Genomic DNA, 24,534 nt, shown 5'->3' on the forward strand with positions numbered 1-24,534 from the left:
GAGCCACTCAGCTGGGGACGTCGCGGCGGCGGAAGCCGGCCAGCCCGGCGGCGAGCAGCGCACCGGCCACGGCGACAAGCAGCACCAGCGGTAGCGTGGTTGCCTCGACCGCCGGCACCGCGGGAACATGGGTGTACGGCGAGAGGTTGAGCACCGCCTGCGGCAGGTCGAGCGCCGCGCCGAGCTGCCCCAACAGCAGGAACCCGATCAGCACCGCCCAGGACAGCGACACCGACCACCGGGGAACCAACCCGAGCAGCGCGGTCACCAAGCCCGCCACCACCAGCAACGCCGGTAGCTGTAGCAGCCCGGCCCCGCCCAGTTCAAGCGCACACCGGCCCGGATCGCCGGCTGCGAGTCCGTAGCCGAGGCCGGTCGCGAGCCCGGCCAGCAGCACGAGGACCGCCGCGCCCAGGACGGTGCCCACCACCTGGGTGGCCAACCAGCGAACCCGGCCCACCGCGGTCGCGAGTACCGCCTCCAGGACGCCGCCCGACTCGTCGGCGCGGGTACGCAGCAACGCCTGCACCACGTACGCGCCGACAGCCAACGCGAATACCCCCAGCATCGCGGCGAGGAACGCGTCCACCAGGTCGTCAACCCCGCCCCCCATCGCAGCGATCAGCTCGGCGGCGGCGGGATTCTCGGCGATCACGTCATTGACCTCGTCCGCGGCGAAGCCCATCGAAACCCCGAGGACCACCACCGCCACCGACCAGCCGACCAGGGAGCCGCGGTGCAGTCGCCAGAGCAGTCCGCTCGGGCTGAGCAGGCCGGCGGCGGCCCGGGCCGGCCCCCGCCGGTCGCTGAGCAGACCGGCGCCGAGGTCCCGCCGACGGGCGAGACCGAACGCGGCCAGGGTGGCGCCGACCAGTAACACGACCGGCAGGCCCAGAACCCACCACCGCTCGGCGCCGAACGCGCGTACCTGGTTGCCCCAACCGAGCGGGGAGAGCCAGGACGGCCAGGCGCTCACCAGTTGCAGGCCGTCCCGCTCACCGAGGACATCCCCGGCGGCACGGAGCAGGAACGCCACCCCGACGGTGGCCGCGGCCAGCGCGTTCGCACCACGGGAGGTAACCGTCAGCTGGGCGGCGACGGCGGCGACGGCGGTGAAGGCGATGCCGACCCCGCCAACCGCCCCGGCGGCGGCGAGGGATCCGGCCAGCGGCAGACCGGCGGCGGCGAAGGCCAGCCCGAGGAGGAGGGCGGCGGCGACGTTCGCCCCGACGACCACAAGCAACGGGGCGGCGAGCAACGCGTGCCGGCCGACGACCGCCGCACCGAGCAGCTCCGCCCGGCCGGTCTCCTCGTTCTGTCGGGTGTGCCGGACCACGGCGAACATGCTGACCAGGGCGGCGAGCAGAGTTAACGTCAGGTACGCCTCCGCGACGACGATCGAGCCCAGTTCGGCGTTGAAGATCGGCCCGTTGAAGGCCCGCGCCACCACGCTGGTCAGCGCGGTGTCGGCATAGCTGAGGCGAGCGGCCTCGTCGGGGTAGAACTCGGAGACACTCCCGGCGAGGGCGAACCCGAGCAGCGGCGTACCGAGCAGCCAGGCTCCGAGCTTGATCCGGTCGCGGCGCAGGACGAGCCGGGCCAGTCGGCCGGTGCCGGTGAATGCGCTCACTGGGCCGGCTCCGCGCCGCCCCCGGCGACGATCCGGCCGTCGTCGGCCCCGTCGTAGTGCCGCAGGAACAGCTCCTCCAGGGTGGGCGGTGCGCTCACCAGCGCCCGGACCTCGAAGCGGATCAGGTGGGCGAGCAACGCGTCGAGGTGCTCCGGCTCGACCTCCAACCGGACCCGACCGTCAACGGCCCGGACCTCGTGCACGCCGGGTAGCTCCGCGACGCCGGTCAACCGGCGCACCGTCTCGACGGTGACCGTGGTGCGGGCGAGGTGCCGTAGCTCGATCAGGGAGCCCGACTCGACGGTACGGCCGGCGCGGATTATGCTGACCCGGTCGCAGAGCGCTTCCACCTCGGCGAGCACGTGACTGGAGAGCAGCACCGTGGCGCCGTTGCCGGTGAGCCGCCGCACCTCTTCCTGGAACACCGCCTCCATCAACGGGTCGAGCCCGGAGGTCGGCTCGTCCAGCACGTACAGCTCGACATCGGAGGCGAAGGCGGCGACGATCGCCACCTTCTGCCGGTTGCCCTTGGAGTAGGCCCGGCACTTCTTGGTCGGGTCGAGGTCGAATCGCTCCAGCAGCTCGTCGCGGCGACGCTGGTCCAAGCCACCGCGCAGGGCCCCGAACAAGTCGATCGCCTCCCCGCCGGAGAGGTTGGGCCACAGGTTCACGTCGCCCGGAACGTAGGCGAGTCGGCGGTGCAGCGTCACCGCGTCGCGCCACGGGTCACCGTCGAGCAGTCGCACCTTGCCGGCGTCACCGCGTAGCAGCCCGAGCAGGACACGGATGGTGGTGGACTTACCGGAGCCGTTGGGCCCGAGGAAGCCGTGCACCTCCCCCGCCTCCACCTGCAGGTTGAGCCCGTCGAGCGCGCGGACCGCACCGAAGCTCTTCACCAGGCCGTCAATCGCGATAACGGACATGGGATCTCCTGTCGCCGTCAGTTCGCGCCGGTTGCGCACGTCCGGCGCACCGCCCGGGGTGAACCGGTCGCCACCACCCTAGGGGTCCCGCGCCACGCTATACCGGTCGCGAGTCCGCCTCGAAGCTCCGTCCGGACGCCGAAGCGCCACCGTGCGCCGGTCGGCCGACCACGACGCCCGATGCTGGCCGCAGGAGAGCACCGCGCGGTCTGGCCGGTGACGGGCACTGGGGCGGGTTTGAGCGACCCCGAGCCCGGGTACCCGCCGCACCCGTCCGCGGGACGGGGCCCGGGCCATGCCCGGTGGCCAGGTGAGACGGTGCGACGGGACGGTGGCCATGGATTCGACGCTCGGCCATCGGCCCTCCCGGACCGCCGGACAGCGGCCAGAGGGGCACTGAGCGTGTGCGGCATCAGCGGGGAAGCGCGTTTCGACGGATCGAGGCCGGGCACCGAGGCGGTGATCCGGATGAGCCAGGCGATGGAGTCCCGCGGCCCGGACGACACCGGCCACTGGGCGGACGAATGGATAGCCCTCGGACACCGCCGGCTCACCATCATCGACCTCTCCGACGCCGGCGCTCAGCCGATGGTACGCGAGGACCTCGGATCAACGTTGGTCTTCAACGGATGCATCTACAACTATCCGCAGTTGCGCGAGGAGCTCCGAGCCGTCGGGCACACCTTCCGCTCCACCAGTGACACCGAGGTCATCCTGGTGGCGTACGCCGAGTGGGGGGAGGCCTTCGTCGACCACCTGGTCGGCATGTTCGCGATCGGGCTGTTCGACCGGACCCGTCAGCGGTTGGTGCTGGCCCGCGACCGGCTCGGCATCAAGCCGCTCTACCTGGCGGAGTCCCCCGGCCGCCTGCGCTTCGCCTCGACTCTGCCCGCGCTACTGCACGCCGGCGACGTGGACACCGACATCGATCCGGTTGCCCTGCACCATTACCTCTCCTGGCACTCGATTGTGCCGGCGCCCCGGACCGTGCTGCGTGGCGTCCGGAAGCTACCCCCGGCGACGCTGCGGGTGGTCGAGGCGGACGGGCGTAGCCGCGAACACGTCTACTGGCAGCCGGAGTACGCCCGCGACCCCGCCCACGCCGGTCGGGATGCCCGGGACTGGCAGGCAGCGGTCGGGGACGCCCTGCGCGCGGCGGTTCGCCGGCGGCTGGTGGCGGACGTCCCGGTCGGGGTGCTGCTCTCCGGTGGCCTGGACTCCAGTCTCATCGTGGCCCTGCTCGCCGAGGCGGGCCAACACCACCTGCAAACGTTCAGCATCGGATTCGACGGCCGGGGCGACGAGGCCGGCGACGAGTTCCACTACTCCGACCAGGTGGCCCGGGCCTTCGGCACCGACCACCGGCGGATCCGACTCGCCGACAACGACCTCCTGCCGGCGGTACAGGCCACGATCGCCGCGATGACCGAGCCGATGGGCAGCCACGACGTGGTGGCCTTCCACCTGCTCAGCGAGCAGGTGGCCAAGCACGTCAAGGTGGCCCAGTCGGGGCAGGGCGCCGACGAGGTGTTCGCTGGGTACGGCTACCACCAGCCGCTCGCGAGGACGCCCCGGGACGGGGCGGCGGAGGTGTTCGCCGCCTCCTTCTTCGACCGTGACCACGCCGAGTTGTCCCGGGTTGTCAGTCCGGCATACGCCCACGACCGGGATGCCAGCCGGGAGCTACTCGTCGCCGAGTTGTCCGCACCCGGTGCGGAGACCGCGCTGGACGCGGTGCTGCGCCTGGATACGCACCGGATGCTCCCCGATGACCCGGTCAAGCGGGTGGACAGCATGTCCATGGCGTGGGGGCTGGAGGTCCGCACCCCCTTCCTGGACCAGGATCTGGTCGCGCTCGCCGCGGCCTGTCCGCCGGAGCACAAGGTGGCGCAGGGCGGCAAGGGCGTACTCAAGGAGATCGCTCGGGAGGTGCTGCCGGCGGAGGTGATCGACCGGCCGAAGGGGTACTTTCCGGTGCCGGCGCTGCGCAACGTCTCCGGGCGGGTGCGGGAGCTGGTCCTGGACGCGCTGCGGGCGCCGGCCGCCCAGGAACGGGGGCTGTTCCAGCCCGAATATGTTGACGAACTGCTCGCCGACCCGGCGGCGACGCAGGCCGCGGCCGGCAGCAACAAGCTGTGGCAGCTCGGGCTGCTGGAGCTGTGGCTGCAGACGCACCAGCGGTAGGACGGACGGCCGCACCACCACCAGCGGTCGGACGGGCGGTTCGGCTCAGCGGTAGGACGGGCGGTCTGGCCCAGCTCAGGCGGGGGTGGGGCGGGTCTGTGCGGCCAGGTGGGCCAGCACGGCACCGACATCGCAGCCGGTCCGCTCCAGAATCCGACGCTGCCGTGCCGCACCGGTGCCCTCGTCCCGGAGCCGAGTCAGCTGGTCGAGCACGTACCCCCGGTCGCCCTGGCGCTCCAGGGCGGGCGTGACGAGGGCGAACATCTCGTCCACCAGGTCCCAGGCCGGCCGGGCGTGCCCGGTACGAAGGTCGACAAGGTCACCGTCGAGCCCGTCGTGAGCGGCCCGCCAGTGCGCGGCGGAGACCAGGCAGCCCCGGATCCGGGTCGCGCGGGCACCGCCCCGGACCTCCGCCGCGAGGGTCGCGACGAGGGCACGTACCAGCGCGGCCACCAACACCGTGTCGTCAACCGTGGGACAGACGTCGCCGACCCGAACCTCGACCGTGGGGTACGCGACGGAGGGCCGGACATACCAGTAGACCATCCCCGCATCGAGCATGATCCCCGCCTTGATCAGATCCGCCACCGTGGCGTCGTAGTCGGCGGCCGAGTCGAAGTACGGGGTGGGGCCGATGCTCGGCCAACGCTCCAGCTGCATTCCGCGCCAGCTCGCGTGCCCGGTGTCCTGGCCGTCGTGCAGCGGCGAGTTGACGGTGAGGGCCTGCACGACCGGCAACCACGGGCGCAGGTGATTGCAGACCTGGACCGCCAGTTCCCGGTCGGGCAGGCCGACGTGCACGTGGCAGCCGCAGACCGCCGGGTCGTGCGCGACCGGTCCGAACCGCCGGGACATCGCGTGGTAGCGAGGTTCGTCCGGTACCGTCCGGTGCGCCTCGTTCACCGGAGTCGCTCCCACCGCGACGAGGCGGGCGCCGGCGGCCTCGGCCGCGTCAATGGCGGCGGTGCGCAGCGCCACCAGATGCCGCCGCAGCTCCATCAGGTCGGACACGACCGGCGTGACCATCTCGACCATACTGTGTCGAAACTCCTGCCGGCTCTGCTCGTAGGCGGCGCCGGACAACCCGTCGAGTACCCGGGCGGCGACCGGCATGCTCTCCCCCGTGTCGGAGTCCAGCAGCAGAAACTCCTCCTCCACCCCGAGGGTGAGGGTGTCCAGGTCGGGGCGGTCGGTGGCCGGACGGTACGTCATGGCGATCGGCGTCCGTTCGTCGGGCGGCGCGCGGCGCCGCGTTGCCGGGGTGCCGGGGTGCCGATTTCCCGAGCGACGGGGCGGGAAACACCCGGCTGGTGACAGCCGGCCGAGGTCAGGACGCGGCGCAGGCGGCGCAGTTGCCAAAGATCTCCAGGGTGTGCCCGACCTCGGTGAAGCCGTGCTCGGCCGCCACCTGGTCGGCCCAGCGTTCGACTGCCGGGCCGGCCACCTCCACGGTCCGTCCGCAGGACCGGCAGACCAGGTGGTGGTGGTGACGACTCTGGCTGCACTGGCGGAAGAGCTGTTCACCGCCGGGCAGCCGGGTGGAGTCGATCTCGCCGGCGTCCACCAGAAGCTGCAGGGTCCGGTAGACGGTGGTCAGGCCCACCCGGGCGTCGCGGTCGCAGAGCATCCGGTGCAATTGCTGCGCCGTGTGGAACCCGTCGAGCTCCCCGAGCAGCGCGAGCACCTCGGCCCGCTGCCGGGTGTTCCGGGTTGCGTTCGGAATCGTCTGCGGCACCGTACTCCCCACCATCTCACGTGTGCTGACCGCCGAGGCAGCTCCGGCGTACCCACATTATGCGCCGCCGGGTCAGACCCGGCCCGCTCCGTACGCCGCGGCGGCGGGCCGGGGCCCTCGATCCCGCCGCTGACGGGTAGACCGACCGGCGGACCAGGTAGGCACGCCGGGCGCCGGACCAGACAGACCTCGCGGTTGCAAGGAAATCCGACTCCGGAGCCTTGCAACCGCTGGATACTAGCGGGCTAACACCTCTCGGATGCAGACGCTAAGGTGATCGGGTGACGAGGTTCCGGATCGGGGAGGCGGCCGAGCTGCTGGGGGTGAGCGCCGACACCGTCCGCCGCTGGATCGACGCCGGGCGCATTCGGGCAGAACGCGACGAGCACGGACACCGCGCCGTGGACGGGGTGGATCTGGCGGCGTTCGCCCGAGCGCAGGCGGCCGAGCGCGACGAGCGGTCCGACGCCTCGTCGGCCCGCAACCGCCTACGCGGCATCGTCGTCGGCGTCGTCCGGGACACCGTGATGGCCCAGGTCGACATCCAGGCCGGCCCGTTCCGCATCGTCTCCCTGATGAGCCGGGAGGCCGTCGACGAATTGGACCTGCGGGTCGGCTCGCTGGCCGTCGCCGTGATCAAGTCGACGAACGTGCTGGTCGAGCGGACCACCCCGCCGGCCGGCACCCGGGGAAGGCAGGTGCCGTGAGGCCGCGTACCTCGGTCCTGGCCGCCGCCGCCACGCTGATCCTGGCCGGCTGCGGCACCCCGGGTGGTGAAGCCGCCGACGGTGGCGTGACCGGCACGGTGACCGTCTTCGCCGCCGCGTCGCTCACCGCGACGTTCGACCGGATCGGGCGCGACTTCGAGGCAGCCCATCCGGGCAGCACCGTCGTGTTCAACTTCGCCGGCAGCTCCGCCCTCGCCACCCAGCTCACCGAAGGGGCCCCGGCGGATGTCTTCGCCTCCGCCGCCCCGCAGCACCTCGCCGCCGTCGCCACCGCCGACGACGCGGACGGCACGCCGGCCGTCTTCGTCCGCAACCAGCTCGTCATCGCGGTCGCCGACGGCAACCCCGAGGGCATCCGGAGCCTGGGTGACCTGACCCGGCCTGGGCTGAAGGTGGCGCTCTGCGCCGAGCAGGTGCCGTGTGGGTCAGCGGCCCGCCGGGCGCTCGACGCCGCCGGCGTCGCGCTGACCCCGGTCACCCTGGAGGCGGATGTGCGGGGTGCCCTGGCGAAGGTACGGCTGGGCGAGGTGGACGCCGCCCTCGTCTACCGCACCGACACGCACGCCGCCGCACCGGAGGTGGCGGCGGTGGAGTTCCCCGAGTCCGCCCAGGCCGTCAACGACTACCCGATCGCCGTGTTGGCCGACGCGCCGAACCCCACCGCGGCCCACGCCTTCGTGGCCCACGTCCGCTCCGCCCGGTCGCGGGCGGTGCTCACCGAGGCCGGGTTCCAGGCGCCATGACGCTCACCGAGCGTCCGGAGCGCCGGCCGGCGGGCTCCCGCCGGCCGCATGGCGCGCGGCGGCGAGTCGGTGGCGTCCCGGTCGCGTTGCTACTGCCGGCGCTGTTCGGTCTGGCCTTCCTGACCCTGCCGCTGATCGGTCTGCTGGCCCGCACCCCGTGGAGCACCCTGCCGCAGCGACTCGCCGAGCCTGGGGTGCTCGCCGCGCTGCGGCTGTCGCTGCTCACCGCCACCCTGGCGACCCTGCTCTGCCTGCTGCTCGGGGTACCGCTGGCGTGGCTGCTCGCCCGGGTGGAGTTCCCCGGCCGGCGGCTGGTGCGCGCCCTGGTCACCGTGCCCCTGGTGCTCCCGCCGGTGGTGGGCGGGGTGGCCCTGCTGCTGGTCTTCGGTCGGCGTGGGCTGATCGGGGGCTGGCTCGACCAGACCTTCGGCATCACGCTGCCGTTCACCACCACCGGCGTGGTGTTCGCCGAGGCGTTCGTGGCGATGCCGTTCCTGGTCATCGCCGTGGAGGGGGCGCTACGGGGCGCCGACCGCCGATACGAGGAGGCCGCGGCCACCCTCGGCGCCGGCCGGTGGACCACGTTCACGCACGTCACCGTGCCGCTGGTCGGCCCGGGCCTGGCCGCCGGCGCGGTGCTGTGCTGGGCCCGCGCGCTGGGCGAGTTCGGTGCCACGATCACCTTCGCCGGCAACTTCCCGGGCCGGACCCAAACCATGCCGCTCGCGGTCTACCTGGCGCTGGAGACCGATGTCGAGGCCGCGATCGTACTCAGCCTGATCCTGCTCGTCGTCTCGGTCGTGATCCTGGCGGGGTTGCGCGACCGGTGGATCAGCACACCGTGACCGGATACCTACTGGACGCACGCCTCGCGGTGGAGCGGGGCGGCTTCCAGCTGGACGTACCGCTGCGAGTCGCCGCCGGTGAGGTGGTGGCGCTGCTGGGTCCGAACGGTGCCGGCAAGACGACCGCCCTCCGGGCGCTCGCCGGCCTGCAGCCCCTGACCGCCGGCCACCTCACGGTGGCCGGCAGCGACCTGGACCGGCCGGACCGGCGCAGGTTCGTCCCCGCCGAGCACCGTTCGGTCGGCGTGGTCTTCCAGGACTACCTGCTCTTCCCACACCTGAACGCGCTCGACAATGTGGCCTTCGGCCCGCGCCGGCACGGCGCCAACCGGTGGGCGGCCCGGCGCATCGCCGGGCACTGGCTGGCCCGGGTGGGGCTGGTCGAGCACGCCCGCCGGCGACCCGGGCAGCTCTCCGGCGGACAGGCGCAGCGGGTGGCGCTGGCTCGGGCGCTCGCGGTACGGCCGGCCATGCTGCTGCTCGACGAGCCGCTGGCCGCCCTGGACGCCCGTACCCGCCTGGACACCCGCGCCGAGCTGCACCGGCACCTGGCCGCCCACCCCGGCGCCACCGTGCTGGTCACGCATGACCCACTCGACGCGCTGGTGCTGGCCGACCGGCTGGTGATCGTGGAGGACGGTCGGGTCGTCCAGGAGGGCGACGCGGCCACGGTCACCGCCCGCCCCCGCACGGACTACGTCGCCCAGTTGGTCGGGCTCAACCTGCACCGGGGTCGAGCCGAGAACAACCGGGTCCGGGTGGCCGACGGGCTCCTGCTCACCGTCAGCGATCGCCTCGATGGTGACGCCTTCGTCGCGTTCCGGCCCTCGGCGGTGGGGCTGCACCCGGGTCGGCCGGTCGGTAGCCCGCCCAACACCTGGCCGGCCACGGTCGCCGGGGTGCAGCGGCACGGTGACAACCTGCGGGTGCAGTTGGACGGGCCGATCCGGGTGGCGGCCGACGTGCCGCCCGCGACCGCGGCGACCCTGCGCCTGGTTCCCGGCCAACCAGTGTGGGCAGCGGTCGGGGTGGCGGAGACGCGCGCGTACCCGACGGGGTGAGCGGTCCCGGCCCGACCCGTCGCGGCACCGGCACAGCCAAGTCGATAAGGTCAACTGTGTCCGAAAACGGTTCGACTGTCCCCCTACCCGCCAAACTCCGAGGAGCCTGATGTCACCCCGCACCCTTCCACCGGAGGACGTGCTGCGCGCTCGGGAGAGGCTCGTCCTCGACCATTTCGACGACGAGGCCCGCCAGGAGTGGGATCGCGCGCTGTCCACCTTCCCCCACCCGCACTACGAGTTGATCGCCTCGATGACCGTGCACGACGGCGACCGCGCGGTACGGGACTACTACCACGACACCCGGATCGCCTTTCCGGACCAGCACCACGAGATCATCGCGATCCGACACAGCCACGACGCCGTAATCGTAGAGTTCTGGTTGATCGGCACACATCTCGGTCCGCTCGGGAAGATCCCGCCGACCGGCGGTCGGCACCGTACCCGCATGACCGCGTACTTCATCTTCGATGAGAACGAGAACCTGGTCACCGAACGCGTCTACTTCGATCAGATGTCCATCCTCAAACAAGTTGTCGGCGGACTGGACAGGAAGAAGCCGCGAGACCTACTCAGGTTGCTGCGGGTCGTCCGCGGAATGCTGTCCATGGCGGGCGGTGCGGCAGACCCTCGTCTGCTGGCCGCCGGAAGCACGTCCCCTGTGCAGCACGCGAACGAAGGTCAGCGCGGCGGGTGAGGGCCGGCGCTGGACGTCCCCTTCAGCGGACGCCCGGTCCCAGACGTCGTGCTACCGGCGCGGCCGCCAATCGTCGGCCAGCACCGACCAGACCTGCATGTCGTTCTCCCGGCCGCCGGCCGAGGCCGGCCGCCCTGAGCTGCGCCGGCCGTCGAGGGAGAAGCCCAGTCGTCGGGCCACGGCGAGGCTACGCTCGTTGCGGGCGTTGGTGTGCCACTCCACCCGGGCGACACCACGCTCAAGGACCGCCCAGTCGATCAGTCTGGTCACGGCACGGCTGACCAGCCCGCGTCCCTCCGCGTCGGGCTCCAGCCAGCAGCCCACCTCGCACTGCCCGAGCGCGGCGTCGAACGACACGAACATCACCCCGCCGACAAGCCGCCAGCCGTCCCAGATCCCCCAGATGCCGCCACTGTCCTGCGCCCACCTGTCGGCATACCGTTGCAGGACCGCCCGGGCCGACTCCAGATCGGTGGCCATGAAGGACGGCCCCACCCAGGGCCGAATATGCTCACGGGCCCGCTCCAGGTGGGCGAGGAACTCCTCGGCTCGCCAGGGGTCCAGCGGGCGCAGGACGACGTCTTCGATCAGCGGCGACGCGAACAACCTCTACCTCCCCGGTTGGTGACGGCCTCATCCTCGCCCATCGTGCACCGTGCCATTCGGCGACCGTCTGCCAGCAGGGTGAACCTGAGGTGCGCCCGGCCGTCCACCATGGTGCCGGCCACCACGGCGGCACCGGAGGCGGCGAGTGGGGCCCGGGCGTGCCGGTTGGCCTCGTCGGCCAGCTCGGTGTCGGTGCCGGCGGGGCACCAGCGGAGGCGACGGTGCTCAGCGGTGAGCGGGCGACCACCTCGAGGCGGGGGTCGGCCTCGGCGCGGGCCCAGGCGTCAACGGCGCGACGGCAGACCTCGTCGAAGAGCGCGCCGATCGCGTCCGGTGCGCCAGCGCTCTGGTCCCAGGTGTCCAGCGATGAATTGACCGCGGTGAGCATCGCCTCGCCGAGCAGCGCGGGATCGCCACCGGGCAGTTGAGGTGGGCCAGGGAGTGGGGGTGGTGGAACCAGACCGCGTCGCGCAGCCACAGCTCGTCCGGGGTGCCCCCGGGTGAAGGGTCGGTCGACCGTGGCGACCCGATGGGCCACCTGCTCCACCCCCGTCGGCGAGCGCCTGTCGATAGTGGTCGACCGAGCCATTGCCGAGCAGGTACGCCTGGGCGGCAGCGTCCGGGGACGCCTCCGGGGTCGGGTCGGGCCGAGGTGGGCCTCGGGTCGAGTGGTACGGCGTCAACGGGGCCCGCGGACGGGTTCATGGCGCCCGGATTTGGGCAGCCACCATCGTCCGCCGTGCGCTGACGGCGGTTGCGGTGAGTAGTTTCGGGCGGGTCCCGGCCGGCTGCGGCGCCGGCCGGGACGCGACGGTCAGCTGACCTTCTTCGCACCCTTGATCGCGGTGGCCAGGCTCTCCAGCAGCGGGGCGGCGCCGGCGTACGAGAAGCGGGGTACGGCGTCCCAGGCGGTGACCTGGTTGGCCGCCACGGCCGGCAGCTGCGCCCAGGTCGGCTTGGTGGCGAGGTCGTCGGCCTGCAGCGCGGTGCTGCGGTTGTCGAGCAGAAGCAGGTCGGCCGGGAACTTGCCGGCGTTCTCCCAGCTGAGCGCTTCGAAGTAGTCGCCCGCCTCCAGCTTGGTGGGCACCACGAGGTCAACGCCGAGCTCGGCGAAGTACATCAGGTCGGTGCTGACCCGCGGGTTGGAGACGTAGAACAGGTCGGGGCTGCCGGAGCAGGCCATCACCTTGACACCCGGGTTGGCCTTGACGGCTTCGCGGACCGACTCCGCCGCGGCGTCAAAGCGGGCCTTCGCCTTGGTGACCGCCGACGCGGACAGGTCCGCGCCGAGGGACTCGGCGAGCTGCGCGTATCGTTCGATGGGCTGGGTCATAGGCACCCGTGCAGTGGTGATCGCCGCGACCTGGGCGAGGGAAACGATCTTGTCCTTGCTCTCGTCCGGCACGTACCAGAGTGCATCGGGGTCGTACATGTGGGTGACCAGCAGTTCGGGCCGCAGGCCGGCGTACTTCTCCAGGTTGAACTCGCCCCACGTGTTGCCGAGGATCTCCACGCTCTCCACGTTCAGCTCCCCGGCCTGCGGGTCCTTGCTGCCGTCGGCACGGGTGGTCTCGCCGAACACACCGACAACCTGCTCGTTGACGCCGAAGTCGACCAGCGCCGCGGCCACTCCGGTGAAGGCGACGACGCGGGTCGGAGGCGCGTCGGCGGAGAGCTTCTCGCCCCGGTCGTCGGTGAAGGACCAGGGGCCGGAGTCAGTGTCGGCGACAGGGGCGTCGGTGTCCTCACTGCCGCAGCCGGCGAGGAGGGCGGCCAGGCTGACACCGCCAGCGGCGGCGAGCAGACCGCGACGGGAAAGTCGACGGGCGGACGCGGGATGCGACATGTTTGATCTTTCGGTCGGGGTCGCGGGCAACCATGGACAAGCGGGGTTAGGCTAACCTAACCTAAGATGCTGCCAGATCTCGCCCCCGGCGATTCGCACCACCTCGGAGTTCACCCTGTCCGTCACTCACTCGCCGCCGTCCGCTGCGCAAACGGCTTCGGCGCACCCCATCCGACGCGGTCGCACCGCCCCCCGCGCCAGCGGCCTCGCCGCCGCCGTGCTCCTACTCGCCGTCGTCGCGGTGCTCAGCATCGCCATCGGGGCAAAGGCCCTCCCCCTCGCCGACGTCTGGCCCGCCCTGCTCGACCCCGACGCGGACGAATACACCGTGGTCCACCAGATGCGACTGCCCCGCACGCTGCTCGGCCTGCTCGCCGGGGCTGCCCTCGGGGTGGCCGGGGCGGTCATGCAGGCGCTCACCCGCAACCCGCTCGCCGACCCCGGACTACTCGGCATCAACGCCGGAGCCTCCGCGGCGGTAGCCACCGGCACGGCCCTCACCGGTGTCGCGGGACTGAACGGACAGGTCTGGTTCGCGTTGATCGGCGCCGCCGCCGTCACCGCCGCCGGCTACATCGTGGGCGGCGGGCGCGGCGCCACCCCCGCGCGGCTGGCCCTCGCCGGGGCCGCGCTCAACGCCACCCTCTACTCCTATGTGAGCGCGATCATGCTGCTCGACACCGCCTCACTGGAACGGTTGCGGTTCTGGACCGTGGGCTCGCTGGCCAGCGCCGAGCTGGCCCTCGTCGGCACGGTGGCGCCATTCATCGCGGTGGGGCTGCTGCTCGCCCTCGCCGTGGCCCGCCCACTGAACGCCCTCGCCCTCGGCGACGACACCGCACGGGCACTCGGCACGCGGCCGGCGCTGATCCGGGCGGCGGTCATCGCGGCGGTCACCCTGCTCTGCGGCGCCGCCACCGCCGCCTGTGGACCGATCGTCTTCGTCGGGCTGCTGGTCCCGCACCTCGTACGCGCGCTGACCGGGCCGGACCTGCGGTGGCTGCTGCCCTACTGTGCCGTGCTCGCACCCGTGCTCCTGCTCGGTGCCGACGTGCTCGGCCGGATCCTCAGCCGCCCCGGCGAACTCCAGGTCGGCATGGTCACCGCCGTGCTGGGTGGGCCGCTCTTCCTCTGGCTGGTACTACGGGGGCGGGTGGGGCAGCCATGATCGTCTTGCGTACTCCCGGCGGTGTCTCGCTGCGCCTACACCCGCGCGCCCTCACCGTCGGCCTGACCTGCGCGCTACTCACCCTCGCCGTGGGGGTGCTGGCACTGGGGAGCGGCGACTACCCGATGAGCGCCGCCGATGTGCTCCGCACCCTGGCCGGCGGCGGTACCCCGGCCCAGGAGTTCATCGTCCACGAGCTACGACTCCCCCGCCTCGCCACCGCCATCGCGGTCGGCGCCGCGCTGGCTCTGGCCGGCGCCGTCTTCCAGACCCTGGTCCGCAACCCCCTCGGCAGTCCCGACCTGCTCGGCTTCACCCAGGGCGCGGCGACCGGCGCGCTGGTGGTGATCGTCGTCGGCGGCACCAGCACGATGCTCTCCGGAGCCGCCGCCATCAGCGGATTCGCCACCGGCCTCCTGATCTACCTGATCGCCTGGCGCCGCGGGGTGCACGGCTACCGACTCGTGCTGACCGGCATCGGGATCGCCGCGATCCTTACCGGGGTCAACGGGTGGCTGCTCACCCGCGCCCCACTGATGGACGCCGCCCGGGCCGTACTCTGGCTCACCGGCAGCCTCGACGGCCGGGGCTGGATCCACGCCCTGCCGGTCCTGATCGCCCTCGCCCTGCTCGGGCCGGCGGTGCTGGCCGGCGCCGGGCCCGCCCTGCGGCTGATGGAGATGGGCGATGACTCTGCCAACGCCCTCGGCGTGCCGGTCGAGCGGCTGCGGCTGGCCCTGCTCGGCGCGGCCGTGCTGCTGGTCTCCCTCGCCTCGGCGGCGGCCGGCCCGGTCAACTTCGTGGCGCTCACCGCGCCGCACCTGGCCCGACGACTCACCCGCGCACCCGGGCCCAATCTGCTGCCCTCGGCGCTGCTCGGGGCACTACTACTGGTCGTTGCCGACCAACTCGCTCAGCGCGCCGTACCCGGCCACCAACTTCCGGTGGGCGTGGTGACCGGCTTGATCGGCGGCGGATACCTGATCTGGCTACTGGCGGCCGAGCGCCGGGCGGGCCGGCTGTGACCACGACGGAGAACGGAGCACCGAAGATGCGGTCCCGGTTGCGCGGTGACGCGATGACCCTGGCGTACGAACGACGGACCATCTCCCGCGAGTTGACCGTTGACGTTCCGGACCAGTCGTTCACCGTCGTCATCGGCCCGAACGCATGCGGCAAGTCCACCCTGCTGCGTGCCCTGTCCCGGCTGCTGCGACCGAACGTCGGTGCGGTCCTGCTGGACGGGGCGGACATCCACCGACGTCCCGCCCGGGACATCGCCAAGACCCTCGGCCTGCTGCCCCAGTCGTCGATCGCCCCGGACGGCATCGCGGTGGCCGAGCTCGTCTCCCGAGGGCGATACCCACACCAGGGGCTGCTGCGGCAGTGGTCCCGCGAGGACGAAGCCGTGGTCGCCGAGTCGATGGCGGCCACCGGCGTCGCCGACCTCGCCGACCGTCCGGTAGCCGAACTCTCCGGCGGGCAACGACAACGGGTCTGGCTCGCCATGGCCCTCGCCCAGCAGACCCCCCTGCTGCTGCTCGACGAACCCACCACGTATCTGGATATCGCCCACCAGATCGAAATCCTGGACCTCTGCGCCCGGCTACACGAGGAGGAGGGTCGTACGCTGGTCGCCGTACTCCACGACCTGAACCAGGCCGCCCGCTACGCCACCCACCTGATCGCGATGCGCGACGGGCAGGTGGTGGCGACGGGCCCGCCCCAGACGGTGGTCACCGCCGCGCTCGTCGAGGAGGTCTTCGGCCTCCCCTGCCGGGTCATCGACGATCCGGAGACCGGCACCCCGCTGGTGGTGCCGGCGGCCCGGCGCCGGGCCCCGATCGGAGTCATGGCGTGAGACTCTTCCGAGACCGGTGGGGTGTCCCGCACCTGCGGGCCGACGATCCCGACGAACTGGCCTACGCCCAGGGCCGGGTCACCGCGTACGACCGGGCCTGGCAGATCGAGGTGGAGCGGCACCGGTCGCTGGGGGCGAGCGCCACGTTCCTCGGCCCCGAGGCGGTGCCGTGGGACCGGCTCGCCCGCCAGGCCCGCCTCGCCGACACCGCCCGGCGCTGCCACGCCCGCCTCGACCCGGCGACCGCCTCCTGGGTGGGCCGGTACGTGGCCGGAGTCAATGCCGGCCTGGCCGCGGGGGCGGCCCGCGACCCGCGCTTCGCCACCGCTGGGCTCGACGCCGGTCGGTGGGAGCCGTGGACCCCGCTGGCGATCTGGCTGGCCCACCACGTCCTCTTCGCCGGCTTCCCCAGCAAGCTCTGGCGCGAGCACGTCGCCCGGCGACTCGGCCCGGACGCCGTCGCGCTCTTCCAGGCGGACGCGCCGGTCAGCTCCGGCAGTAACGGCTGGCTACTGACCGGCGACCGTACCGCCACCGGTGCCGCCCTGCTCGCCGGCGACCCACACCGGCACATCGAGAACCCGGGCATCTACCAGCAGATCCGCCTCGCCTGCCCGGCGTACGACGTGGTCGGCCTGGCGGTGCCGGGGGTTCCCGGCATCGCCCACTTCGGGCACACCGGCGAGGTCGCCTGGGCGATCACCAACGCGATGGCCGACTACCAGGACCTGTACGCCGAGCGGCTACGTCGACGGGGCAGCGGTGTGGAGGCCTACGGGCCGGACGGCTGGCAGCCGACGCGCACCCACGCAGAGACGATCACGGTGGCCGGCGGCGAGCCGGTCGAGGTGGAGGTGGTGGAGACCGACCGGGGGCCGGTGGTCGTCGGCGGCCCGGAGTCGGCCGAGGCGATCAGCCTCCGCTACCCGCCCCGGGTCACCGGCGAGCTGGGCTTCGCCGCGTTGCCGGCGCTCCTGCGGGCACGCACCGTCGCCGACGTTGACGCCGCCGTGGAGCACTGGGTGGAGCCCGTCAATGTGGTGCTCGCCGCCGACACCGCCGGTGGGCTGCTGCACCGGGTCGCCGGTGCGGTGCCGGCCCGCCCGGCGGCCAACGGCGTACGGGTTGTACCGGCGTGGGAGCCCCGGTACGCCTGGTCTGGTTGGTGCTCGATGCCGCGGGCCACCGTCACCGAGGTCGCCGTGATGGCCAATGAGCGCGCTGTCTCCGCTCCGCTGGGGGTCGAGTTCGCACCCCCGCACCGGGCCCGGCGCATCCGCGAGTTGCTCGACGCGACCACCGGTTGGACGGCGGAGCGAATGGCCGACGTGCACACCGACACGTACACGGCCGCCGCCGGGCCGCTGCTCACCCTCCTGGCGGGCCTGGCGGAGCTGCCGACGCCGGCCGCCGCGCTGCGAGACCGGCTGCTGCGCTGGGACCGACGGATGGCCGCCGACAGCGCCGACGCGGGCGCCTTCGCCGCCGTCCGGGCCGCCCTGGTCCGACAGATCACCGCGCATCCGGCGCTGGCGGCGCTCGCCGACCCACCGGCATACCCGGAGGTCTTCGCGCCCTGGTTGGCGCTGGCCCCTCGGGTGGGGACGGCACTGGGCACGTTGCTCGCTCCCGACGCGCTCCCCGGCCTGGACGCGCCGGCCCTGGTCCGGGCCGCGCTGCTGGAGGTCGCGGGCAGCGACCTCGACCCCGCCGTCGGCCGCGAGGCAGCCCGGTGGGGCGCCCGCCACCGGCTCGCGCCCTGGCGGGCGGTGCCGGTCACCGTGGTGGCGGAGAACGTGGTCGCGGACAATCCGGTGCCGGGTTCCCCGGAGGTGGGTGCCGGACCGGAACTCGGCGGAGAGCACGACTGTGTACTCTCCACCTCCAGCGTGCCCGGTCTGACCGACCTGTGCCGGCGCGGGCCGGCCGCCCGGTACGCCTGGGACCTCGCGCGCCGCGAGAACAGCCGCTGGGTGGTGCCCCTCGGCACGGATGGGGTGCCCGGCTCGGCGCACGACGACGACCAACTGGCCGCCTGGCAACGCGGGGAGCTACTGCCGGTGGTTACCGACTGGGACAAGCTGACTGAGGAGCGAGATGGGTGACCGGGTGGTTTTCGGGCGAGTGGTCAAGGGCTTCGGCGAGGTACAGCTGCGGCCGGTGGATCCGGAGGGCGACCTGGATCTCATCCACGGCTGGGTCAGCCAGGAGCGGGCCCGGTTCTGGGGGATGCGTGACGCCGGTCGCGACCGGGTGGCGGAGATCTACCGCCACCTGGACTCACTCCCCACTCACCAGGCCTGGCTGGCGCTACGCGACGGGGTTCCGGCGGCGCTGTTCGAGACGTACCAGCCGGACACCGATCCGGTGGGTAAGGTGTACCCGGTCCAGCCCGGCGACCACGGCATCCACTTTCTGATCGGCCCGCCGGCCCGCCCCGAGCCGGGCTTCACCGGCCACCTCTTCGGGCTCCTGGTCGACTTCGTCTTCGCCGACCCCACCCACCAGCGGATCATCGCTGAGCCAGATGCCCGCAACGAGCGGGCACAGGCCCGGCTGCGCCGTACCGGCTTCGTCGATGGGCCGCTGGTCGACCTGCCGGGCAAGCAGGCCCGACTGATGTTCCTGGACCGTACCGCCGTGGGCCGCTGACTGGCCGGTAGTGGAAAGGTCCGTACACCGGAAGGTCCGTACACCGGTAGGCTCGGGCGCCCGAAGGCTTGGCATCGGACGGCTAGGCAACCGAGCGTTTCTGGACCGCCGGGCCGGGCGCCAGGAGGATACCTCTTCCAACCGCTGGCGAGCTGCCCCACGGACGAGACCATTGCCGGCGGCTTCCCGAATCGGCAACAGCGGCCACCCGGCCCGTCCGACCGGCGGGGTCACCGATTCGCTGTGGCTGGTATTCGCCCGCCTAAACGGGCATCGGTGCACGCGGTGCGGCAGCCCGTGGTGGTCGAGGTACGCAGCCCGGATGCGCCGAAGGGCGACTCAGTCGGCGAACGGGCCTCGGACTGTCACGCCCCCGTCAACGGCGACGCTTTGCCCGGTCACATAGGACGAAAGCGGTGAGGCCAGGTAGACGGCAGCTGCGGCGGCGTCGTCAGGAGCGCCGAGTCGGCGCATCGGGATCTCGGGCACCTCGCCGGCAGGCTGCGTAGAATTTGCTACCGCCGTTGCGATGGCACCGCAGGACACGATATTCATGCGGATACCATCGGCGGAGTACTCGGCAGCGACAGTCCTGGCGAGACTTACGAGGCCGGCCTTGGCGGCACCATAGCCAGCCTGCCTGGGTGCGGCCATTACCCCAGCGACCGAACCGACACTTACGATGGAACCGCCCTGCCCCTGGGCCAGGAAGGCACGGATCGCGGCGCGGACCGCACGGACGGCATAGCCGAGGTTCATTTCGTACGCGAGGTCCCAGTCGTCGTCGCTCATCTCGTGTAGCCGCACCGCGGGCACGAAGGCGACCTGCCCGCCCACAACAGTCACGAGCGTGTCGAGCCGGCCAAACTCGGCGATCGTGGCAGCGACAAAGGTGTCCACAGTTGATCGAGACCGTACGTCGCCGATGAGGGGAAGAGCACGGGCGCCGGATCCGATCAACTCCTCAACGGCATCGTGCGAGCGCACATTGTCAATGTCAGCGACGGCGACGGCAGCGCCAGCCGAGGCGAACGCCCGCGAGATCGCCCGTCCGATTCCTTTGCCTCCGCCACCGATGATCAGCGCGCTCATGCCGTCGAGTGATTGAGCCAGGCTATGCATCGCCAGATTCTTCCATGACCATGGGGGGTCCGCGCCCTGCCGCCCGCCGCCACCGCCCGCGCCCCGCCGCAGGCTACGGCGGGTCATCGCGGCGTGGGAGCATCCACGCCAGATGCTGCCGTCAGCCGGGACAGCGGTCGGTGAGGGCGTAACGAACCAACGCGACATCGCCGATCTGCCGCACCTCGGCGACCTGCGCCCGGCGGCCGGCGTGCCACGGGAATGAGCCGTCTCGCACAAAGCGGGGTGCTCGGCCGTCCCCGACGAAGAACGGGGCGACCACCAGATGTAGCTCGTCGGCGAGTCCGGTGGCGAGGAACTGGGTGTGCATGCTCGCGCCCCCCTCCACCAGCAACCGGCGAATCCCCCGGGCGGCCAGGTCGGCAAGCACCGATACCAGGTCAACCGGCTCCCCGGCGTCGACCACGGTGGCGAGCTCGCCCAGGCGCTCCCGGGCCTTCACCACCCCCGGGGTGGCACAGTAGATCAACCGTACGGTCGCGCCGGTGGTGAACACCCGAGCCCGCGGGTCAAGGTCGCCGCAGCCGGTGATGGTCACCCGGGCGGGTGAGGCAGCCCGGCCACGGGCAACCCGTGCGGCCCGCCGCGCCGCGGACCGCACCAGCAGCCGCGGATCGTCCCGCCGGATGGTGCCCGCACCAACAAGGATCGCGTCGCAGCCGGCCCGCACCTCGTCGATCCGGTCCAGATCGGCGTCGTTGGAGAGCACCAGCCGCTGACCGGTCGCGTCGTCGATGTAGCCGTCCAATGACGCGGCACAGCTGAGCAGGACGTACGGGCGCTCAGTCATGAACGAAGGGTAGGTCGAGGGCGTGCTCGCCGCGAGTCGCCTTGATCGCCAGATAGTCGGCGTTGGTCGCGGAGAGGAAGACCCCGGTGGTCACCCGTTCGCTGACGGCGACACCGTGTCGGTTCAGCTGTGCGTACTTGTCCGGGTTGTTGCTGAGCAGCGCGATCCGGTCCACGCCGAGGGCGGTGAGCATCTGCGCGGCGACGGTGTAGTCCCGCTCGTCCGCCCGGTGGCCGAGGGCGATGTTCGCCTCGTACGTGTCCAACCCGGTGTCCTGCAACGCGTACGCCGCCAACTTCGCGTACAGGCCGACGCCCCGGCCCTCCTGGCGCAGGTAGAGCAGGTAGCCACCGCGGTCGGCGATCCGTTCGACCGCCTCGCGCAGCTGCGGGCCGCAGTCGCAGCGCTGGCTGCCGAAAACATCCCCGGTGAGGCACTCACTGTGCGGCCGCACCAGGGGCACCGAACGCTCGGTCGGCACAACCGCCGGGTCAGCCCGGTCACCGAGCCCAAAGGCCAGGTGCTCACGCCCGTCAACCAGACCAGCAAAGGAGTAGACCCGGGCCGTGGTGGCGTACCCGTCCGGGAATCGTAGCGGGACGACGACCTGGGTACGGATCGTGGCAATGGGATGCATCGGACTCCTCGTCAGCGGGTGCCAGCTGGCACGCGGACACGACGGGCCGCCAGGACAGCGGCACCGGGAAGACTGGCGACGAGCACCAGAGCTCCGTAAACGATGGCGGTAGCGACGCCCTCAGCGGCGGAGAGGCCGGCAGCGCCGAATGCCCATGCGGCCGCGCCCTCGCGGGGCCCGAAACCAGCTATGTTCGCCGGGATGCTCGTGGCGAGCAGGGCCAGTAGGGTCAATGGCACCAACAGCGACAGCGGCGCCGTGGAGCCGGCGGTTCGGGCGGCGAGCACAAAGGTCGCCAGGTGCCCCGCCACGGCCAGGGTCGAGGCGAGCAGTACCCCGAGCCAGGTGCGGCGGGCCAGGAGGCCGGCGCGGATGTCGGCGCCGGCGACACGGACCACCCGCGCCCACCGGGACTGACCGGCGGGACGCACCCACCCCAGGAGCGCTGCGCCGAGGCCGACACCGGCCAGAGTAGCGGTCACCACCGGCAGGTACGGCCGGACCGGGGACGGGAACGCGGCCAGCACCACCACCGCGATCACCGCGAGGACCACCTGGCCGGCCGTCCGCTCCCAGAGGACGGCCCGGACACACCGGCCGAGGTCCCCCGCGGACCGCCCGTGGCGGACCGCCCGGTGTACGTCGCCCAGGATCCCGCCGGGCAGCGTCGCATTGAGAAAGACCGCCCGGTAGCAGTGGGCGATGGCGGTGCGCAGCGGCAGCCGGACCCCGAGTCCCCGGGCCACCAGACTCCAGCGCCACGCACCGCAGACCGTGGTGACCCCACCGATCGCCACCGCCGTGGCCAACGCCGGGACGGTGATCAGGCGCAGCCCGGCAAGGAACGGGCCGGTGCCCACCAGCCAGAGCAGCAGGGCCAGCAGGCCGAGGCCGCCCAGCGTACGGGCCCACGCCCAGCGCCGGCCGCTGGCTGCCGGTAGCAGGGCGCCGACCTCGCCATCCGGCCCTGCCTCGCGGTCCGTCCTTGGGTGGGCACGCTCCACAACCGTCACGAGTTCACCGTCGGTAGGGCCAACAGGTCCCGGTGGTCCACCAACACGGAAAGCCGGCCAGCCGCAAGGTCGGCCCGGCGACGACGCACGTACCCGGCCAACGGGCCGGCCAGCTGGGGCCGCTGCTCCCGGGCTGCGTCGGTCCAGCCGCTGAACCACTCCCCCAACAGGCCCGCGTCGGCCGGGCCGAGCCGCCACGGGCTGGACCGCGAGGTGACCACAGCGCCCTGCCGGGCGAAGGCGGCGGCGGTGTCGGCCACCGCGTCCGGACCGAGTAACCGCCGTCCCCGAACAGTGCGGCGCTGGTGGTCGTCGAACGCGGAAGCGACCTCCACGTCGAGCGGGTCCGCGGGTTCGAGGCGGACGTGGCCGACCACCGAGAGCGTAAAGAGAGCCGGACGCCCGGCGCAGGCCGCCGCCACCCGTCCGACTTCCTCGGCGGTGAGCATGTCCAGCAGCGCGGAGGCGGTGATCAGGTCGGCCTCGGCCAGCTCGGTGGCCGTGAGCCGGGTCAGGTCACCGCGACGGGTCTCGACGGTGACCGGGCTCCCGTCGGCGGCAGCCGGTGGTGGGTCGGCGGCGGCCCGGGCCAGCAGGCTGGCGTCCCCGTCGTGCAGAACCCAGTGTTGGGGCCCGGGTAGGCGAGGAGCGAGCCACCGGCCCATCGCGCCGGTGCCGCTGCCGAGGTCGTGAACGACGACCGGGCGGGTGCCGGTGAGCCGGGCCCGGATCTGGTCGGCGAGGTCAACGACGCGGGCGACGGCGTCGGCCGGTTCCCGCCGGGTGAGCCAGTCCGCGAAGGCCGCCGGTAAGCCCAGCTCGAGGTCACCATCCTGCTCCGTCATCTCGCTCCCTCCAGCGCCGCCGCGAGCGATCTGGTGGTGGTGGTCCAGCAGGTGAGAGTCGCCCGGCGGGCGCGCGCGGCGCGGCGCAGCCGGTCCCGCAGGGCCGAGTCGACGAGCCAGCGGCGGAGCGCGCCGGCGAGAGCGGCCGGGTCATCTGGGGGCACCAGCATTCCGGGCACCGTCCCGTCCGGGGCGCGGCCGAGGGTGTCGGGCAGGCCACCGGCGGTGGTGGCCAGCACCGGTACACCGCGCGCCAGCGCCTCCGTCACCACCATCCCGTACGTCTCGACCCGGGAGGCCAGCACCAACAGGTCGGCGGTGGCGTACCCGGCGGCCAGGGCGACGCCGGTGCGGGGTCCGGCGAGGTGCACCCGCCGGGCGAGACCCAGGTCGTCGATCCGTCGCCGGAGCCGCTGGACGAAGCCCGGGTCCTGGGTGAGCGACCCGAGGCAGTCACAACGCCAGGCTAGCTCCCCGACGATGGCGAGGGCGTCAACCAGTGTGTCGTGTCCCTTGTGTGGGGTGAGGGCGGCGACGCAGAGCAGTTGCTCGCCCGCTGCCGAGCCGCGCCCGGCGGTGGCCCGATCAACCCCGGGCGCCGCCACATACACCCGCTCGGCGGGCAGCCGGTACCGGTGGAGCAGCCACTGGCGGGTCCAGGTACTGGTCGCCACGATCACCGCCGCGTGCCGTAGGGCCGCCCGCTCCGCCGCGTTGTCCAGCGGCAGGTGCACCAGCACCGCCAGGCGCAGCCGCCCGGCGTGCGGGGCCAGAAGCTCCGGTACCGCGCTGGCGACAAGCCCGTCGAACAGGACGAGTGAACCGGACGGCAGCGCGACGAGCACCCCGGCGAGGGCGAGGCGGTCCGCGCTCGCCGGGTACGGCCAGGCACCGGGCACCGGGTGCTCGCGGATCGACCAGCCGGCGGCTGCCAGCCCGTCGAGGACTCGCCGGTCGTACCGGTTGCCGCCACTCGGGTTGGCCGGATCGTCCACGTTGCCCGGTAGCACGACGTGCAGGGCGTGGGTCACAACGACCGTTCGTAGCTGGCCCAGGCGACGTGCGACTCGTGCAGAGTGACGCTGATGCCGCTCAGACCACCGGCGCCCGTGCCCAACTCCCCCGCCTGTACGCGCGCCGCGAGGCGGTCGGCGACGGTGCGAGCCAGTACCTCGGTGGTGGTGTTCACCCCGGCGAACTCCGGCTCGTCGTCCAGGTTGCGGTAGGTCAGCTCGGCGAGGACCGCGCGCAGTTGCGCGGTGGCCCGACCGATGTCGACCACGACCCCGTCGGTGTCCAGGTCACCGCGACGGAAGGTCGCGTCCACCACGAACGTCGCCCCGTGTAGTCGTTGGGCGGGACCGAACACCTCGCCCTGAAAGCTGTGGGCGATCATCATGTGGTCCCGGACGGTCACGCTGAACACA

General features: G+C 72.6%; 24 protein-coding genes and 1 pseudogene. 11 read left to right on the forward strand and 14 right to left on the reverse strand.

Features of this window, described 5'->3' with window-relative positions:
- Positions 1-7: 7 nt before the first annotated feature.
- Together B118_RS0102580 and B118_RS0102585 are read right to left on the reverse strand one after the other, a co-directional pair.
- Positions 8-1,630, reverse strand: a complete 1,623-nt coding sequence (locus B118_RS0102580) for an ABC transporter permease (protein ID WP_028187882.1) — start codon at positions 1,628-1,630, stop codon at positions 8-10.
- Positions 1,627-2,553, reverse strand: a complete 927-nt coding sequence (locus tag B118_RS0102585) for an ABC transporter ATP-binding protein (protein WP_018219471.1) — start codon at positions 2,551-2,553, stop codon at positions 1,627-1,629. The genes B118_RS0102580 and B118_RS0102585 overlap by 4 nt, the downstream gene beginning before the upstream one ends.
- Before the next feature lie 402 nt (positions 2,554-2,955).
- Here B118_RS0102585 and B118_RS0102590 point away from each other — a divergent pair, with 402 nt between their 5' ends.
- Positions 2,956-4,737, forward strand: a complete 1,782-nt coding sequence (locus B118_RS0102590) for an N-acetylglutaminylglutamine amidotransferase (protein WP_080678008.1) — start codon at positions 2,956-2,958, stop codon at positions 4,735-4,737.
- Positions 4,738-4,812: 75 nt separating this feature from the next.
- Here B118_RS0102590 and B118_RS0102595 read toward each other — a convergent pair whose 3' ends face one another.
- Together B118_RS0102595 and B118_RS0102600 are read right to left on the reverse strand one after the other, a co-directional pair.
- Positions 4,813-5,949, reverse strand: coding sequence for a carboxylate-amine ligase (locus B118_RS0102595; protein WP_028192328.1), 1,137 nt, complete (start codon positions 5,947-5,949; stop codon positions 4,813-4,815).
- 115 nt (positions 5,950-6,064) lie between these two features.
- The gene (locus B118_RS0102600; RefSeq protein WP_018219468.1) at positions 6,065-6,487 is read right to left on the reverse strand and encodes a Fur family transcriptional regulator; all 423 of its coding nucleotides are present in this window, start codon (positions 6,485-6,487) and stop codon (positions 6,065-6,067) included.
- A gap of 266 nt (positions 6,488-6,753) precedes the next feature.
- Between B118_RS0102600 and B118_RS0102605 the strand changes: the two genes are divergently transcribed.
- From B118_RS0102605 to B118_RS0102625, 5 genes are all read left to right on the forward strand, one after another.
- Complete coding sequence (locus B118_RS0102605) at positions 6,754-7,179, forward strand: TOBE domain-containing protein (RefSeq protein ID WP_018219467.1); 426 nt, start codon at positions 6,754-6,756, stop codon at positions 7,177-7,179.
- A complete protein-coding gene (gene modA / locus B118_RS0102610; protein WP_027657884.1) occupies positions 7,176-7,943 on the forward strand; it encodes a molybdate ABC transporter substrate-binding protein in 768 nt (255 codons plus the stop codon). Before B118_RS0102605 ends, modA begins: the two co-directional genes overlap by 4 nt.
- Positions 7,940-8,788: an ABC transporter permease gene (locus tag B118_RS0102615; RefSeq protein WP_028192329.1), complete on the forward strand. Its 849-nt coding sequence runs from the start codon at positions 7,940-7,942 to the stop codon at positions 8,786-8,788. The genes modA and B118_RS0102615 overlap by 4 nt, the downstream gene beginning before the upstream one ends.
- Complete coding sequence (locus B118_RS0102620; RefSeq protein ID WP_028192330.1) at positions 8,785-9,849, forward strand: ABC transporter ATP-binding protein; 1,065 nt, start codon at positions 8,785-8,787, stop codon at positions 9,847-9,849. Before B118_RS0102615 ends, B118_RS0102620 begins: the two co-directional genes overlap by 4 nt.
- A 109-nt stretch (positions 9,850-9,958) precedes the next feature.
- Positions 9,959-10,546 carry an ester cyclase gene (locus tag B118_RS0102625; RefSeq protein WP_028192331.1) on the forward strand — a complete coding sequence of 196 codons (588 nt, stop codon included), beginning with the start codon at positions 9,959-9,961 and terminating at the stop codon, positions 10,544-10,546.
- Positions 10,547-10,597: 51 nt separating this feature from the next.
- Here B118_RS0102625 and B118_RS0102630 read toward each other — a convergent pair whose 3' ends face one another.
- The 3 genes and pseudogenes from B118_RS0102630 to B118_RS0102640 form a co-directional block, all read right to left on the reverse strand.
- Positions 10,598-11,152: a GNAT family N-acetyltransferase gene (locus tag B118_RS0102630; RefSeq protein ID WP_018219462.1), complete on the reverse strand. Its 555-nt coding sequence runs from the start codon at positions 11,150-11,152 to the stop codon at positions 10,598-10,600.
- Between the two features lie 8 nt (positions 11,153-11,160).
- Positions 11,161-11,857: pseudogene (locus B118_RS33390) on the reverse strand (hypothetical protein); the annotation flags it as partial.
- A gap of 109 nt (positions 11,858-11,966) precedes the next feature.
- A complete protein-coding gene (locus tag B118_RS0102640) occupies positions 11,967-12,998 on the reverse strand; it encodes an ABC transporter substrate-binding protein (protein WP_028192333.1) in 1,032 nt (343 codons plus the stop codon).
- Between the two features lie 76 nt (positions 12,999-13,074).
- On the opposite strand from B118_RS0102640, the gene B118_RS0102645 reads away from it, so the two are divergent.
- From B118_RS0102645 to B118_RS0102665, 5 genes are read left to right on the forward strand one after another with little or no spacing between them, the layout of a single operon-like run.
- Positions 13,075-14,166 carry a FecCD family ABC transporter permease gene (locus B118_RS0102645; protein ID WP_028184801.1) on the forward strand — a complete coding sequence of 364 codons (1,092 nt, stop codon included), beginning with the start codon at positions 13,075-13,077 and terminating at the stop codon, positions 14,164-14,166.
- On the forward strand, positions 14,163-15,191 hold the full coding sequence (locus tag B118_RS0102650) for a FecCD family ABC transporter permease (protein WP_028192334.1): 1,029 nt from the start codon (positions 14,163-14,165) through the stop codon (positions 15,189-15,191). Before B118_RS0102645 ends, B118_RS0102650 begins: the two co-directional genes overlap by 4 nt.
- 26 nt (positions 15,192-15,217) lie before the next feature.
- Positions 15,218-16,027, forward strand: coding sequence for an ABC transporter ATP-binding protein (locus tag B118_RS0102655; protein ID WP_027645663.1), 810 nt, complete (start codon positions 15,218-15,220; stop codon positions 16,025-16,027).
- A complete protein-coding gene (locus B118_RS0102660; protein WP_028192335.1) occupies positions 16,024-18,132 on the forward strand; it encodes a penicillin acylase family protein in 2,109 nt (702 codons plus the stop codon). Before B118_RS0102655 ends, B118_RS0102660 begins: the two co-directional genes overlap by 4 nt.
- The gene (locus B118_RS0102665) at positions 18,125-18,679 is read left to right on the forward strand and encodes a GNAT family N-acetyltransferase (RefSeq protein ID WP_018219455.1); all 555 of its coding nucleotides are present in this window, start codon (positions 18,125-18,127) and stop codon (positions 18,677-18,679) included. The genes B118_RS0102660 and B118_RS0102665 overlap by 8 nt, the downstream gene beginning before the upstream one ends.
- Before the next feature lie 339 nt (positions 18,680-19,018).
- Here the strand turns inward: B118_RS0102665 and B118_RS0102670 are convergent, their stop codons facing one another.
- From B118_RS0102670 to B118_RS0102700, 7 genes are all read right to left on the reverse strand, one after another.
- The gene (locus B118_RS0102670; RefSeq protein WP_018219454.1) at positions 19,019-19,771 is read right to left on the reverse strand and encodes an SDR family NAD(P)-dependent oxidoreductase; all 753 of its coding nucleotides are present in this window, start codon (positions 19,769-19,771) and stop codon (positions 19,019-19,021) included.
- A gap of 151 nt (positions 19,772-19,922) precedes the next feature.
- Positions 19,923-20,612: a RibD family protein gene (locus B118_RS0102675; RefSeq protein WP_018219453.1), complete on the reverse strand. Its 690-nt coding sequence runs from the start codon at positions 20,610-20,612 to the stop codon at positions 19,923-19,925.
- Positions 20,605-21,249: a GTP cyclohydrolase II gene (locus B118_RS0102680; RefSeq protein ID WP_018827191.1), complete on the reverse strand. Its 645-nt coding sequence runs from the start codon at positions 21,247-21,249 to the stop codon at positions 20,605-20,607. The genes B118_RS0102675 and B118_RS0102680 overlap by 8 nt, the downstream gene beginning before the upstream one ends.
- Before the next feature lie 11 nt (positions 21,250-21,260).
- Complete coding sequence (locus B118_RS0102685; protein ID WP_028192336.1) at positions 21,261-22,193, reverse strand: lysylphosphatidylglycerol synthase transmembrane domain-containing protein; 933 nt, start codon at positions 22,191-22,193, stop codon at positions 21,261-21,263.
- Positions 22,194-22,258: 65 nt separating this feature from the next.
- A complete protein-coding gene (locus B118_RS0102690; protein ID WP_028192337.1) occupies positions 22,259-23,107 on the reverse strand; it encodes a methyltransferase domain-containing protein in 849 nt (282 codons plus the stop codon).
- Positions 23,104-24,138 (reverse strand): glycosyltransferase family 4 protein, encoded by a 1,035-nt coding sequence (locus B118_RS0102695; RefSeq protein ID WP_018810558.1) that lies wholly within the window; start codon positions 24,136-24,138, stop codon positions 23,104-23,106. Before B118_RS0102695 ends, B118_RS0102690 begins: the two co-directional genes overlap by 4 nt.
- A complete protein-coding gene (locus tag B118_RS0102700; protein ID WP_018810557.1) occupies positions 24,135-24,533 on the reverse strand; it encodes a 6-pyruvoyl trahydropterin synthase family protein in 399 nt (132 codons plus the stop codon). Before B118_RS0102700 ends, B118_RS0102695 begins: the two co-directional genes overlap by 4 nt.
- Position 24,534 lies beyond the last annotated feature (1 nt).

This window comes from Salinispora pacifica CNR114 (genome assembly GCF_000514775.1).
GTDB classification, from domain to species: domain Bacteria; phylum Actinomycetota; class Actinomycetes; order Mycobacteriales; family Micromonosporaceae; genus Micromonospora; species Micromonospora pacifica.

Coding starts and splice junctions, on each gene's coding strand:
- B118_RS0102585 (WP_018219471.1), bottom strand. CDS start 2,553: ATGTCCGTTATCGCGATTGACGGCCTGGTGAAGAGCTTCGGTGCGGTC.
- B118_RS0102595 (WP_028192328.1), bottom strand. CDS start 5,949: ATGACGTACCGTCCGGCCACCGACCGCCCCGACCTGGACACCCTCACC.
- B118_RS0102600 (WP_018219468.1), bottom strand. CDS start 6,487: ATGGTGGGGAGTACGGTGCCGCAGACGATTCCGAACGCAACCCGGAAC.
- B118_RS0102615 (WP_028192329.1), top strand. CDS start 7,940: ATGACGCTCACCGAGCGTCCGGAGCGCCGGCCGGCGGGCTCCCGCCGG.
- B118_RS0102625 (WP_028192331.1), top strand. CDS start 9,959: ATGTCACCCCGCACCCTTCCACCGGAGGACGTGCTGCGCGCTCGGGAG.
- B118_RS0102640 (WP_028192333.1), bottom strand. CDS start 12,998: ATGTCGCATCCCGCGTCCGCCCGTCGACTTTCCCGTCGCGGTCTGCTC.
- B118_RS0102650 (WP_028192334.1), top strand. CDS start 14,163: ATGATCGTCTTGCGTACTCCCGGCGGTGTCTCGCTGCGCCTACACCCG.
- B118_RS0102655 (WP_027645663.1), top strand. CDS start 15,218: ATGCGGTCCCGGTTGCGCGGTGACGCGATGACCCTGGCGTACGAACGA.
- B118_RS0102665 (WP_018219455.1), top strand. CDS start 18,125: ATGGGTGACCGGGTGGTTTTCGGGCGAGTGGTCAAGGGCTTCGGCGAG.
- B118_RS0102670 (WP_018219454.1), bottom strand. CDS start 19,771: ATGAGCGCGCTGATCATCGGTGGCGGAGGCAAAGGAATCGGACGGGCG.
- B118_RS0102675 (WP_018219453.1), bottom strand. CDS start 20,612: ATGACTGAGCGCCCGTACGTCCTGCTCAGCTGTGCCGCGTCATTGGAC.
- B118_RS0102680 (WP_018827191.1), bottom strand. CDS start 21,249: ATGCATCCCATTGCCACGATCCGTACCCAGGTCGTCGTCCCGCTACGA.
- B118_RS0102690 (WP_028192337.1), bottom strand. CDS start 23,107: ATGACGGAGCAGGATGGTGACCTCGAGCTGGGCTTACCGGCGGCCTTC.